The organism is Bradyrhizobium sp. USDA 3256 (assembly GCF_054058275.1).
Window position 1 is genome coordinate 4,186,742 of sequence record NZ_JBSSAE010000002.1, and the last position, 12,592, is coordinate 4,199,333.

The 12,592-nt window shown below is 63.9% G+C and carries 17 protein-coding genes; 10 read left to right on the top strand and 7 right to left on the bottom strand.

Features of this window, described 5'->3' with window-relative positions; genetic code table 11:
• The first annotated feature begins 247 nt into the window (after positions 1–247).
• The 3 genes from ACVWY5_RS21560 to ACVWY5_RS21570 all read left to right on the top strand — a co-directional run bounded on the left by ACVWY5_RS21560 (position 248) and on the right by ACVWY5_RS21570 (position 3,507).
• Entirely contained in the window at positions 248–1,873 is a 1,626-nt protein-coding gene (locus ACVWY5_RS21560; protein WP_080667169.1) for an FAD-dependent monooxygenase, read from the top strand.
• A 68-nt stretch (positions 1,874–1,941) separates the two neighbouring features.
• Entirely contained in the window at positions 1,942–2,559 is a 618-nt protein-coding gene (locus ACVWY5_RS21565) for a PilZ domain-containing protein (protein WP_028336124.1), read from the top strand.
• Between the two features lie 333 nt (positions 2,560–2,892).
• Positions 2,893–3,507, top strand: a complete 615-nt coding sequence (locus ACVWY5_RS21570) for a transglutaminase-like cysteine peptidase (protein ID WP_026192955.1) — start codon at positions 2,893–2,895, stop codon at positions 3,505–3,507.
• A gap of 129 nt (positions 3,508–3,636) precedes the next feature.
• Here ACVWY5_RS21570 and ACVWY5_RS21575 read toward each other — a convergent pair whose 3' ends face one another.
• Positions 3,637–4,047 (bottom strand): hypothetical protein, encoded by a 411-nt coding sequence (locus ACVWY5_RS21575; RefSeq protein ID WP_028336123.1) that lies wholly within the window; start codon positions 4,045–4,047, stop codon positions 3,637–3,639.
• Between the two features lie 96 nt (positions 4,048–4,143).
• Here ACVWY5_RS21575 and ACVWY5_RS21580 point away from each other — a divergent pair, with 96 nt between their 5' ends.
• The 3 genes from ACVWY5_RS21580 (at position 4,144) to ACVWY5_RS21590 (ending at position 6,020) form a co-directional block, all read left to right on the top strand.
• Positions 4,144–4,776, top strand: coding sequence for a TetR/AcrR family transcriptional regulator (locus ACVWY5_RS21580; protein ID WP_080667168.1), 633 nt, complete (start codon positions 4,144–4,146; stop codon positions 4,774–4,776).
• Positions 4,777–4,809: 33 nt separating this feature from the next.
• Complete coding sequence (gene fabA, locus ACVWY5_RS21585; RefSeq protein ID WP_028336122.1) at positions 4,810–5,340, top strand: bifunctional 3-hydroxydecanoyl-ACP dehydratase/trans-2-decenoyl-ACP isomerase; 531 nt, start codon at positions 4,810–4,812, stop codon at positions 5,338–5,340.
• Between the two features lie 188 nt (positions 5,341–5,528).
• On the top strand, positions 5,529–6,020 hold the full coding sequence (locus ACVWY5_RS21590; protein WP_028336121.1) for a hypothetical protein: 492 nt from the start codon (positions 5,529–5,531) through the stop codon (positions 6,018–6,020).
• A gap of 461 nt (positions 6,021–6,481) precedes the next feature.
• Here the strand turns inward: ACVWY5_RS21590 and ACVWY5_RS21595 are convergent, their stop codons facing one another.
• The 3 genes from ACVWY5_RS21595 to ACVWY5_RS21605 all read right to left on the bottom strand — a co-directional run bounded on the left by ACVWY5_RS21595 (position 6,482) and on the right by ACVWY5_RS21605 (position 7,822).
• Positions 6,482–6,631, bottom strand: a complete 150-nt coding sequence (locus ACVWY5_RS21595; protein WP_321176993.1) for a hypothetical protein — start codon at positions 6,629–6,631, stop codon at positions 6,482–6,484.
• 208 nt (positions 6,632–6,839) lie between these two features.
• Positions 6,840–7,352 carry a hypothetical protein gene (locus tag ACVWY5_RS21600; RefSeq protein ID WP_028336120.1) on the bottom strand — a complete coding sequence of 171 codons (513 nt, stop codon included), beginning with the start codon at positions 7,350–7,352 and terminating at the stop codon, positions 6,840–6,842.
• A 155-nt stretch (positions 7,353–7,507) separates the two neighbouring features.
• Positions 7,508–7,822 carry a hypothetical protein gene (locus tag ACVWY5_RS21605; protein WP_028336119.1) on the bottom strand — a complete coding sequence of 105 codons (315 nt, stop codon included), beginning with the start codon at positions 7,820–7,822 and terminating at the stop codon, positions 7,508–7,510.
• Positions 7,823–7,909: 87 nt separating this feature from the next.
• On the opposite strand from ACVWY5_RS21605, the gene ACVWY5_RS21610 reads away from it, so the two are divergent.
• Positions 7,910–8,164, top strand: coding sequence for a hypothetical protein (locus ACVWY5_RS21610; RefSeq protein ID WP_018272329.1), 255 nt, complete (start codon positions 7,910–7,912; stop codon positions 8,162–8,164).
• 4 nt (positions 8,165–8,168) lie between these two features.
• On the opposite strand, the gene ACVWY5_RS21615 is transcribed toward ACVWY5_RS21610, so the two are convergent.
• Positions 8,169–8,699, bottom strand: coding sequence for a gamma carbonic anhydrase family protein (locus ACVWY5_RS21615; protein WP_028336118.1), 531 nt, complete (start codon positions 8,697–8,699; stop codon positions 8,169–8,171).
• 192 nt (positions 8,700–8,891) lie between these two features.
• Positions 8,892–9,221 carry a DUF6949 family protein gene (locus ACVWY5_RS21620; protein WP_028336117.1) on the bottom strand — a complete coding sequence of 110 codons (330 nt, stop codon included), beginning with the start codon at positions 9,219–9,221 and terminating at the stop codon, positions 8,892–8,894.
• A 219-nt stretch (positions 9,222–9,440) separates the two neighbouring features.
• Here ACVWY5_RS21620 and ACVWY5_RS21625 point away from each other — a divergent pair, with 219 nt between their 5' ends.
• From ACVWY5_RS21625 to ACVWY5_RS21635, 3 genes are all read left to right on the top strand, one after another.
• Positions 9,441–10,151 carry a hypothetical protein gene (locus tag ACVWY5_RS21625; protein WP_028336116.1) on the top strand — a complete coding sequence of 237 codons (711 nt, stop codon included), beginning with the start codon at positions 9,441–9,443 and terminating at the stop codon, positions 10,149–10,151.
• 413 nt (positions 10,152–10,564) lie between these two features.
• Complete coding sequence (locus ACVWY5_RS21630) at positions 10,565–11,230, top strand: family 16 glycoside hydrolase (protein ID WP_244482344.1); 666 nt, start codon at positions 10,565–10,567, stop codon at positions 11,228–11,230.
• 111 nt (positions 11,231–11,341) lie between these two features.
• Positions 11,342–12,088, top strand: coding sequence for a TSUP family transporter (locus tag ACVWY5_RS21635; RefSeq protein WP_028336114.1), 747 nt, complete (start codon positions 11,342–11,344; stop codon positions 12,086–12,088).
• Between the two features lie 161 nt (positions 12,089–12,249).
• Here ACVWY5_RS21635 and ACVWY5_RS21640 read toward each other — a convergent pair whose 3' ends face one another.
• Entirely contained in the window at positions 12,250–12,462 is a 213-nt protein-coding gene (locus ACVWY5_RS21640) for a DUF3126 family protein (protein WP_021077729.1), read from the bottom strand.
• Positions 12,463–12,592 lie beyond the last annotated feature (130 nt).

Genomic DNA, 12,592 nt, shown 5'->3' on the forward strand with positions numbered 1-12,592 from the left:
GATCGAACACCACGCAGCTATATACGCCGCGTCGGAAAAGGCAGACTTGGTTTGGTAAGCCCAAGTCCTTTCGAAAACGAAGGTCCTTTCGGATCGAAGTCCTTTCGAACGAAAGCTCTGGTCTCGCGCCTCGTGCATGAGATCCCCACGACGAACACCGGACGCTACCCAGGCGCCCATTGTGTTCGTCCGTGTGGTTCTCGACCCGACGAACCGCTCCGGTCGAACACCGACAAAGGAGCGGTTCATGCACAACCACCACCCCATCCCCCATGATGTCTTGATTGCCGGCGCCGGCCCCGTCGGCTTGATGCTCGCCTGCGAGCTGCGGCTCGCAGGGTGCTCGGTGCTGGTGCTGGAGCAGGCCGCCGATCCGCATTCGCCGCTGAAGCGGCTGCCCTTCGGGATGCGCGGCCTTTCGGCGCCAAGCATCGAGGCGTTCTATCGTCGCGGGATGCTGGATGACATCGCGGCACGACAGCACACGAGAGATGGCTCGGGCAGCAGCGCATCGAATGGCACGCATTGGATGCAACAGCCGCGCCGCCCGGACGGGCATTTTGCCGGCATCCAGTTTTATCACGATGATATCGACACGTCGAAATGGCCGTTTCGCCTGCCGAGCCCGGCAGGCACCAGCATGGCGGTCGAGATGGCGGCGCTCGAATCCGCTCTCGCCGCGCGCGCAACCGCGCTGGGGGTTGAGATCAGGCGCGGCCTGAGTGTCGATGCGTTCGATCAGTCGGACGACGGCGTCACCGTTCGCACCGGGGACGTGACTTTCCACGGACGCTGGCTGGTCGGCTGTGACGGCGGCCGCAGCATGGTGCGCAAGGCCGGCGGCTTTGAATTCGTCGGCACCGATCCCGAGTTCACCGGCTATTCGGTCGAGGTCGAGATCGCCGATCCGGACAAGCTCCGCGCGGGCCGTCACTACACGCCGACGGGCATGTATACCTACGCACGGCCCGGCACGATCGCGATGGTGGAGTTCGACGGCGGCGCCTTCCACCGAACCCGGCCGATCACGCGCGAGCATGTGCAGGCGGTGCTGCGCCGCGTCTCCGGCACGGACATCACGTTGACGGCGCTCCGGCTTGCCACCACCTGGACGGATCGCGCCTGTCAGGCGACGGATTACCGCAAGGGGCGCGTGCTGCTCGCGGGCGATGCCGCGCATATTCATTCTCCGCTCGGCGGCCAGGGGCTCAATCTCGGGCTGGGCGATGCGATGAACCTCGGCTGGAAGCTCGCGGCTACGATCCGCGGCGACGCCCCAGCGGATCTGCTCGACAGCTATTCGCGTGAGCGGCATCCGGTGGGCGCGCAGGTGCTGGACTGGTCGCGCGCCCAGGTCGCGCTGATGCGGCCAAGCCGAAGTTCGCGCGCGCTCGAGACCATCATCCGCGACCTGATCGCGACATCAGACGGCACGACCTACTTTGCCGAGCGCGTGTGGGGCGCTTCGCTGCGCTACGATCTTGGCGGCAACCATCCGCTGGCGGGACGCAGCGCCCCCGACTTCGAGCTCGCCTGCGGCACGAAGCTCGGCGAACTGCTCAGGAACGGGCGCGGCCTGCTGCTGGACCTCGATCCGCACTCTCCTCTGCAAGCACTTGCCGATCGCTGGCGTGGCCGGATCGGCTATGTCGCAAGCGACGCGCGGGATCGGCTGGGCCTCAATGCCGTGCTTGTACGCCCCGACGGCTTCGTGGCATGGGCCGCCGACACCGCCCCCCATCTCGATGAAGCCGCTCAGGTCATGTCGCGGTGGTTCGGCGAACCTGATGCGCGGCCCTGCCCCCTTCGGGGCCATGCGGGATCCACTCACGCTTCTCTTGCACCGTGTGCGGGTTCCCCGCCTCAACCGTAACGCCCCGTTAACCCTATCAGCCTTAGGGTCGTCGGGGCTCCGAATGGACGGTGGCCGGGTTTGTCGTGATGTCGTTTGCACAGAAGAAAACTACCGTCGTCCCCGTAGCCGAGGAGCGGCGGCGCTTCCAGCGCGTCAAGGTGCACCTGCTCGGCCGCTACATGCTGCCCGACCGGCGCGAGTTTCCCTGCCAGATTATCAACATGTCGCCGGGCGGCCTCGCTTTGCTGGCGCCGGGCATCGGCAATGTCGGCGACCGCGTGATCGCCTATCTCGACCATATCGGCCGGGTCGAGGGGCGCATCACCCGCATCATCGACAACGGCTTTGCGATGACGATCGGCGCCACCGCGCGCAAGCGCGACAAGCTCGCCGCGCAGCTGACCTGGCTCGCCAACCGCGACATCCTCAATCTGCCCGAGGATCGCCGCCACGACCGTATCGTGCCGCGCAACCCGATCGCCCTGCTGACCCAGGAAGACGGCACGCGGATGACCTGCCGCATCATCGACCTTTCCTTGTCCGGTGCTGCGATTGCCGCCGAGAACCGCCCGCCGCTGAAATCGCTCGTGATGCTCGGGCGGGTACAGGCCCGCGTGGTGCGAAATCTCGAGGAAGGCTTCGCGCTCGAGTTCGTTCACGAGCAATCGGCGGAAACGCTCGAAGAGAGCGTTACCGCGAGGTAAAGCGAAAAAGCGCTCAAGACCCCCGTTTTGGCCCGCGAAGGCGGTCACCGGTGCACCGGTGGCCGCCTTCGGCGCGTTTGGCCCGGTGAAAATCGGCGGTTAACGGCCACAGCGTTTGACGCAACAAACCGCGCTGGCGCAGCGCTCGCCGCGTTAATGCATAAAATTTGAATCAATTGCAGTTGTTTCAAATTTTACGCGAATTCGATTCAAGTACAGTTCGAATTCGCCGCAGGTTTTACCAGTATTCGCGTCAAATCTACTTTGCGTACTTAGCGGCGGCGCAAAAGCTTTGTGCGAAACGTGGTCCCAACAAGAAGAACGGGGGCCACGATGTTTGGGTTCAGGGGACAGGGGAAAGGTTTGGCGGTTGCCGCCATTCTGTTTGCGACGTGCGTGTCGGCCAAGGCCGGCGACGTGGTCTACGCCAGCCTGGGTGACGTTGCGCGTTCGCCGATCGGCTGGGTCGAATTCTGTGCCGACAATCCGGGCGAATGCCGCGGCGGCGCGACGCAACCACGCGACATCGTGTTGTCGCAGACCGCTTGGCGGGACCTCGTACGTGTCAACAAGTGGGTCAACGAATCCATCAAGCCGATGACCGACATGGATCATTGGGGCGTGATCGAGAAATGGTCGTTGCCATCAGACGGTTACGGCGACTGCGAGGACTACGTGCTCCTGAAGCGCAAGATGCTGATGGACGCCGGCTGGCCCCGCGAGGCGCTGTTGATCACGGTGGTCCGCGACAAGAAGGGCGAAGGCCACGCGGTGCTGACGGTGAAGACCGACAAGGGCGAGTTCGTGCTCGATAACCAGAACGAGAGCATCGTCGCCTGGACCGACACTGGCTACCGCTTCGTCAAGCGGCAGTCGCAGGGCGATCCCAATGTGTGGGTCTCGCTCGGTGACAACCGCCCGGCCGTTGCAACGGCAAGCTCGCGCTGAGCAGAACAGGAAATTTCGAGTTCGCGACCCGGTCACATCCCCACCCCTCCCCGTCCCAGACCGGTTCGCGCGCGGCCAGCCTTCCCCCAAAGGCTGGCCGCACCCTTTTTGAGCGGCGTCGATCGACGCCTAGAAGAACCGCTCGAGAAACGCCGCGGTCTCGTCTGAGATGCCGACGATCTTGTTGGTGGCCTGGCGATAGAATTTGAAATTCAGCTCAGTCTCGGGCCGGCCATCGCCCCAATCCTTGAAGCGCTTGAGTTGGTCGCGCCCGAACAGCCGCGCCGCGGATGCGGTGCGTCTGACCGTGATGCTGACGCGCGGCGTCTGCCTGATGACGCCGATCTTGCGCGGTGTCGCGTCGGCCGACGCGACGATCGCGCGGGCGATCAGGCCGCTGCCGCCCTCGTTCTCGCTCGCGAACACGAACACGACATCGTCGGCCGCGATGTGCTTGCCGCCATACATGGTCTTCTGTGCAGTGAAGGTGAACACCTTCGCCCGCGGATTTCGGATCTCGGTCTTGATTGCAAACGCCATCGCATCCCTTCACCGGCTCGCTCTGCCATCCGCGTCGGCGGCTTGACATCCTAGCATCGACCATATTGAATTGAATTCAATTCAGCAAATGGGCCCATGATGGACGCGGCGAGCTTGGGGACACGGGAACGATTGCTCTCGGCAGCGCAGGCCGAGCTCATCGAGGGCCACGGGCACCTCGAGATGCAGGCCGTCGCAAGGCGGGCGCAGGTCTCGGTCGGGCTCGCCTACCATCACTTCGGATCGAAAGCCGGCTTGATCGCCGCCGTGGTCGAAGGCTTCTATGAACAACTCGATGCGGCGGCATTCGGCGGTGCCAAGCTGTCCGCCACGGACTGGGCCGACCGGGAGAAGGCGCGGATCGGCGCCTATGTCGCCTTTCACTACGATCACCCGTTTGCGCCCCTCGTGATCGGACCGCTCAGCCGCGCGCCCGAGGTGCTCGATGTCGAGACCGCCTTCACCGGCCGGCAGCTTGCAGCCGGCGCCCGCATGCTCGAGGCGGCCCAGCGCGACGGGATCGTGCCCGGCGGCATCGACCCTCACCTCACCATCGCGCTGATGATCGGCGGCATCCGCCAGGCGCTGATCGGCGCGCTCATGAGCGAAAGACGGCCTGATCCGGCGAGGCTGACCGGCGACATCTGGGCCTTCATGGCCGCCGCGCTGCGCCTGCCTGCCAAACCCCCATCAGGGCGGCCAAGGGCCACGCGGCGCAGCCGCAGCTAAGCTTCAGCCAGAACCCAAACATCGATGGCCATCCTGTTCAATCCGCACGATTTTCACGCTCCGCAATCGTCCTACAGCAAGCAGGATCTGCTGCGCTCGAGCGAAGGCGGCTATTTCGGCCCGGGCAATGCGCAGTTGCCGGCACCGCCGATGCTGATGATGGACCGCATCACCGAGATCAGCCTGGACGGCGGCGCGTTCGGCAAGGGCCACGTCGTCGGCGAACTCGAGATTGCACCGGACCACTGGTTCTTCGCCTGTCACTTTGCCGCCGACCCCGTGATGCCCGGATGCCTCGGCCTCGACGCCATGTGGCAGATCATCGGTTTCTGGCTTGGCTGGTCGGGCTCGCCGGGCAAGGGCCGCGCGCTCGGGGTCGGCGAGGTCAAGTTCAGGGGGCACATCACGCCGGATGTCAGGCTGGTGCGCTATGAGGTCGACATACGCCAGGCCAGGCGCGGCCGGCTGGTGCTGGGCATCGCCGACGGCCGGGTGCTCGCCGATGGCGCTTGCGTCTATCTGGCAAAGGACATGCGGGTCGGCCTGATCGCGCCCAGAGGCTGAATTCGGGGAGCTTGAGTTCGGGTCGGCCAGAGCCGATCGTGCCTCGCGCGGGCCGGGCAGCACGGCCGAAGACTAACATATGATACAAATTTCGCTGCTGCCGCAGTGGTCTACACACCCCCCGGTTTTGCCCGCGCCGGGGTTTGTGCTATTTCGAACCTTTCAATTGACGTCCGGTTGTTGGTCGCATGGTCGAACTTGCCCCCCGGAATTCACAAGCCAGCAGCCTGATTGGCGTGCAGCCGATCGCGATCGGCGCCGTGGCGCTGGTGCTCGTGCTGTTCGGGATCGGCTCGATCGCGCTGTGGCGCGCCTACACCGGCAACGTGCCGGAGACCGACCGCACGGTGGCTGCGCGGCAGTTGCAGGCGCGGACCGCGCAGGTCTCCGAGGCCCTGGTGGAAAAGACCAAGGGCATGGAGGTGACCCAGCAGGAATCCATCGACCAGCTCCAGGAGGTGCAGGACCAGCTGCTGACCATGCGCAAGCAGTTCGCCTTGCAGGCGGCCGATGCGAAGAAGCTCTCCGACCAGGTCGCCGCGCTGACCGAACAGGTCGAGGGTTTGCGCCAGTCGCTGGCGAGCGCGCAGGCCAACGAGCCGGCGGCCGAGCCGTCGCCGCGCAAGCGCTCGAAGGCCACCCGTAGCGCCAACCGGAAGCGCCACAGGTCGCGCGGTTGACGCCTCCCGGAAAAGCCCCTGCCCGGCGAGGTGACCAGTCATAAAAATGCGCCAAATCCCCAGCAAGATCATCATCTAATGGGGAACTTTCGGGCTCGAGGGCGGCCGGCGGCGGCCGATCATGAGTGCCCGTTACCGTGAATTAATCCTGACTTTGTGAACTGGTTCACACATCGGCCTTCGAATCCGAGTCATCTTCGAATGACCGGATGGCGTGAGCCGATTTCAATATCCGGGGCTGGCAAGGTCGTTGACGGTATACTACGTCGACGGCCTTGTTTTTTGGGGTCCTTGAATCCCGCTCGGGACCGCCCAGCAGGAAAGCTCCGGCTCGAGATCCCGAAGGCGGCCCTCGCCGCGCGAAAGATGCAGACCAGCTGAAGAAATACGGCGTGCTCTGCTGACGACTCTGGATGCGCAGCACCACCGCGGCCAAAGCTGCGGCGAACGGAATTGCCGCGCTATTCGGTGCGATCGCGTAAGGCGCGACCACTTCGCAGTCGCAGCCGCGCAAGCTTCGGCTCGAGCTCGCGCAGCATGTAGATCAGCGCAACGGCAAGGCTCGCAACAACCACCATGAGCAGCAATGTCAGGTCAGGAATGGTCAGCATCGTTGATGTCCTCTGGGCCCGGCTTCAATCGCAGCCGGGCCATTTGTTTTCGCGGCGCGCTCACGCACAGACTGCTGCAAGGCGGTGCAAGCTGCATACCAGTGCGGGACCCAGCGCGGCGGCCGGGCATCGAAACGCCGGCAGCGCCGATCATTGCAAGACCATCAGCATGGCGACCGAATGGACCGGCCATGCGTGAGCGAATGGCTCAATTGCAAACCTGCACCGGCCGAACGCGCCAGCCATACGGTGTCATCACGCCGCGGCGCACGACGTAACAGCCTCCGTAACCGTAGCCGTAGCCATCGTCGTAGCCGTAGCCCGCGTAGTACGGATTGCCGTAGTAGCCGTCATAGTAATCGTAGGCGCCATAGCCCAGCCCGAAGCCGACCGCTGCCGCCGCGAGCGGATAGCCCCAGCCGCCCCAGCCGCGCCGATAGTAGCCACCGTTCCAGCCGCCACCACGCCAGCCTCCGCCGTGCCAGCCGCGGCCGGCCCAACCGCCGCCGCCGATCGCAGCCGACCGGAAGCCACCGCCTCCGCCCATCGCCCGGAATGCAGCGCCGCCGCCGTGGAAGCCGCCAAATCCGCCACCGCCGCGGAAGCCGCCACCACCATGAAAGCCGCCGCCACCGAAGCCACCGCGTGCCGACGCAGCATCGACGGTGAACAGACCGACCGAGGCCGTCGCCAGCAAGGCAATCATCGTTTTACGCAACATCACCCGTTACTCCTTTTTTCAAAGGCTTTGTTTTCAAGCCTCCTCCGCCGCGTCCCGCGCATGCTAACCCAATCTAGGACCGCGGCTTCCACCGCGCGCCTATGTCGCGCTCACATCTGCGCGACCCGCGTTCATCGAAGCGCGGCCGTCAGAAGTTAACAGCCGCGGCAGATACCTTTCGTACGGCGCTCGACCGCCTTGTTCTCGTCGGCGATGGCCTTGTCGACGCTCTCGGTCGTCGTTGCCGATCCGGTGGTAACGCCTCTGCCGGCGTTGGGGCCGCCGGAGGATTGCGCGGTCCCGGCGCTGTTGGTCCCGGCCGGCGGTGAAGTGGCTTGCGGCGATGTCGGGCTGGCTGACGAAGGGCTGCCGGTCCCGGCGCCGCTCCCGGTACCTTGGGCGACGGTAACCGCCGGCGCCAGCACAATCGCGATTGTCGCGAGCGCGGTGGTGACAGATAGTTTGCGCATGGCAATTCTCCTTTGCGGACGTCAACGAGTCCGCAAAACGCCGGTTCCGACAGGCGTTGGAGCAATACAGTTTGGGAGCAATGCAATTTGCGCAAGCTGATCGAGTTTGACGACGACACTTTCGACAAGCTGAAGCAGCTCGGGCGCGACCGGATGGCGACCTTGCAGGAGCTCGCGGACGAGGCTTTCGCCGACCTGCTCAAGAAGCACGGCATTCCGATCGACCTGAAGGATGCGCTGCGCAAGAGCGCAAGACTTCAGGAAGCAACGAGACCGCAGGACGCAGCGAAGCCTCGCACTACGGCAGCGAACGCCGCGCGCAAGCGCGGCCGCAAGCGCTGAGGCCTCAGCCGATTTTCTTCAGTCCCGCTTTGTATTGCGGACCCCTGATCGCGTAGGACTTCGCCGGCCGCGACAACGCCTCGGCCTGCGCAGCGTCAAGCGTACGTACCACGCGGGCCGGTGCACCGATGATCAGGGAATTTTCCGGAAACTCCTTGCCCTCGGTGATGACGGAGCCGGCACCGACCACGCTGCCGCGCCGGATCCGCGCACCGTTCATCACGATCGATCCCATCCCGATCAGCACGCCGTCTTCCAGCGTGCAGCCGTGCACGATCGCATTGTGGCCAATGGTGACGTTGTTGCCGATGCTGAGGGGAAAGCCGGGATCGACGTGCAGGGTGGAATTGTCCTGGACGTTGGAGCCCTCGCCGATCTCGATCCACTCATTGTCGCCGCGCAGCACGGCGCCGAACCAGACGCTCGCGGCGGACTTGAGGCGGACCTTGCCGATCACAACGGCATTGTCGGCGATGAAGTAGCTGCCGTCGGCGGGAAGATCGGGCGCCTGCCCGTCGAGTTCGTAGATCGCCATTGAGGTCTCCCTGGAGCGTTTTCGAGCGAAGTGGACACCGGTTCGCGTGAAGAAAACGCGTCGAAACGAAAATCCAGAGCTTCGGTTTCTGATTCAATCAGAACCGAAGCTCTGATCGCAGGAGACCTTGGCACGACCACCGACATGGTTTCAAGCAAGCGCGACCGTGATCGGCCGCGGATCACGATCGGATCAGGCCAGCACGCCCGCAGCGCGCAGCGTCATCACGAAGAAGGTGCCCGACATCAGGCTCCAGAAGCCGGAGATGACGGTTGCCATCATCACGAATTCGAAGCGGCGGCGCTCGATGCGTGCCCCGCGCAGCGTGTTGCGCATGATGATGAACGGTGCGGCGAAGACGAGGAACGGGACCGCGGCGAAGGTCTTCGGCGCCGCGCCCTCCTGCAGCAGGCCGAAACCGGCCGGGCGCTCCGCCATCGCCTGGTAACCGTTGGCCAGCGCGCCCGCGAGCGCGAAACCGATCAAGAGCGAGAACAGGGAATTCAAGGTATCGGGCGACATCGGAACTTCCGCTACGCAACAGGCCACCCGCCCTGCTTCGCAGAATTGGCAGCCTGCCGCCACATCATCCTTAAGGAAAGGTTAACCGGACACGTCAGACGCGGTGTTTGCGCATGGCCATTCGGTCCCGGATTCCATTGGAATCGTACGGAAATTCCCCGCCACGTGGCATATTCGGCAGATGATTCGGCCACTCCCGACCTGATCTCAGCCTCGCTCATGACGCTTCTCTCGACCGCCCAGCATCTCGCCCGCGACACCCGCCGCAATCCGCGCGCGCATCTCGTTCCGATCATCGCCTCGGCGGTGATCGCGGCCGGCGCGGTCGCGCTTGTCGCCTATCTGCTGTGGCCGACCTACACGACCATCCCGCCGAGCGATCCGTCGCGGCTGCCGGTGAGCGTCGGCGGCACGCTGTTCAACGTGCCGACGATGGCCGTGCGCATGAAGATCCAGCGCCACTCCGGTCCGCAGGAGCGCGTCGATTTGAGCTTCCTCTATCCGTCGCTGGAAGCGCCTGCCGCGCCGAAGCACTACAGCGCCGATACGGTCGAGGACAAGGTACAGCCGATCGACAGGATCTTCGTGTCGATCGCGGCGCATCACGATTCACTCGCGCCGGACATGCGGCTGCGCACGATCTATCCGCGCTATCTCGACGAGCGCGCAAACATTGATGACGGCCTGACGGCGCGCGCGTTCCGCGACGGCACGCCCTATGGCGGCGAGGACCTGTTCACCGCGAGCGCGCCGCAGCTGACCGCGCGCTGCACGCGCGATACCTCGACGCCCGGCATGTGCCTGAGTGAGCGGCGCATCGACGGCGCCGACCTGATCTTTCGCTTTCCGCGCAGCTGGCTTGCGCAGTGGCGCGACATCGCCACCGCGATGAACCGTCTCTCCGCGCAGATGCACAGCGCGAAGGGGTAACGCCGTCAACGCGTGCCATTTGGTCGACGCGCAGCGCCGCCGGATGACAGGCTCCGTGACGCATTCCATGGCGGTACCGGTCGGCGCGTATTGCCTTTGTCGCTTCGCTGGACTAAAACATTCGCAGGGGAATTACGGTCTCCCCTTGAGGCTTCGGTCCAAGAACTGTGCAACGCTCGACTTGTCGAGGTCATGCGCACATGGACAAGAGCAAGCCTCCAACTCTCCCTGATCAATTTGCCAAGGATTCCACATTGCATTACGCGCAATGGGAATCGCGGGACTCGACCAACTTCCCGCCCCGGCGGAGCCTCCCGTTTAAGGGTCCAGGCTCGAATGATTCAGCGCTCGGTCAGTACGCATTTCACAACACGTCCGCATGCCGGAATTCTCGACCTGACGGGAGCCGGGAAATGCCCCATCCCCAACGGCTCATGGCCATCGTCGCAGCTACGCTGCTCGTCTTGGGAGTGAACGACATGTCAAGTTACGCAGTCGGTTTTGAGAGTACCCAGATCGGCGTCGCGCCCGACGGCTGGACTGCCACCGTCACGGGATCGGGCGAATCGAGATGGACGGTCGAAAACGATGCGACGGCGCCGTCGAAATCGAAGGTGCTCAAGCAATCTGGCCGAGCGACCTACCCGCTGCTGTTGAAGGACGACACCAGCATCAAGGACGGCTTCGTCGAGGTCAGGTTCAAGGCTCTCGCAGGATCCCAGGACCGCGCCGCCGGTATTGTCTGGCGAGCGAAGGACGCGAACAACTACTACGTGACCCGCGCCAACGCACTTGAGGACAATGTCGTCCTCTACAAGACTGTGAACGGCGTGCGGAGCCCGCTCGACATTGTCGGCCGCAAGGGAGGCTATGGAATCGATATCAAGGTGCCGTCCAATACCTGGCACACGCTGCGGATCGACTTCAAAGCCTCGCGCTTCATTGTATCTTTCAACGGCAAGCAACTGTTCGAGGTCGAGGATTCCACGTTCGGCGATGCGGGCAAAGTGGGGCTGTGGACCAAGGCCGACAGTGTGACACTGTTTGATCAAATCACCTACGGAGAAGCAGATAGGTAAGCCGGCGATCAGCCGGCAACAGCCGGTTAGCAAACTCGGGGATCCGCATCCTCCCCGTCAGATGGAATTGACATCCAAGTGTGCGTCACCTCGCTTTTGGGGGAGTGACCGATGGATGGAGTGGGTCTCGTTCTTTTTGTTCTCGCCTCTCTTGCCGGCGGGTTCGTCAGCGGCCTTTCGGGGTTTGCGATGGGCCTCGTGGTGTCAGGTGTGTGGCTGCACATCATCACACCGATCCAGACAGCGGCGCTGATCGCGGGCTACGGCCTGCTCACGCAGGGGTACGGCATCCTGAAATTGCGTCGGGCGCTGAATTGGCACGCCATCTGGCCGTTGTCGCTTGGCACGACGATTGGCATCCCGACTGGAGTGGTCCTGCTCACCTATCTCAGCCCGGTCCACTTACGATTTGGCGTCGGGACATTGCTGGTGCTTTATGCGATCTACAGCCTGGCACGACCGGCGTTCAGGCCGATGAAGATCGGCATCGCGCCGGACATCGCCATCGGCCTCGTCAACGGGCTGGTCGGCGGACTCACCGGACTTGGCGGCATCATCTCGACCATCTCCTGCCAATGGCGCGGCTGGACGAGGGACGCGCAGCGCGCGGTGTTCCAGCCGGTCCTGTTCGCCGCCTTCGTCGTGATCTCGATTTCGATGGGGATCACCGGCGCCTTCACGACGGAAACCTTCAAATTGTACGGGCTGGGTCTGCCATTTCTGCTCGCCGGCCTCTGGAGCGGTTTCAAGCTATACGGAAAGATCGACGACGAGATATTCCGCAAGGTCGTGCTTACGTTGCTACTGCTCGCGGGCCTGTCGTTGATTGTGCCGGCATTGCTTTCACGCGGCGCCTGAGTCGCGTTCCCTGGTCGCGTTCCCTGGACCCGGCGACCGGTGCGCTTCGCCATCGCGAAGCCCCGGGCTTGTCGGACCGCTGATCCGCGCGGCGGTGCGCGAATGGCCACCGGCGCCAGCGGTCATACGACGGCTTGGGCCGGCAGCGAGGCTGTTCGGCCCTATTCAGCCAGATCTTCTTCCAGGATGGCCATCTGGAACTGGAACGAGCGATCATCGTCCTCGTCGTCGACGAACAGCACGCCGATGAACTCCTCGCCAATATAGACCTCGGCCGAGTCGTCCTTCTTGGGCCGCGGCACCACGCGGATCTTGGGATTGCTGAACACGCGCTTCAGATACGCGTCGAGCTTCCTGACTTCCTGAACGTCCACGGCCGTCTCCAATCGGGTCGATGATTTTCGGGGGAGTTTTAGGACGAGACGGCCAAGATCGCCAGAGCCTTTTCAGGCTTTGGCGACGTGATGTTGCGCACACGACTCTTGTTTGGGCGCGTTTTCGCCG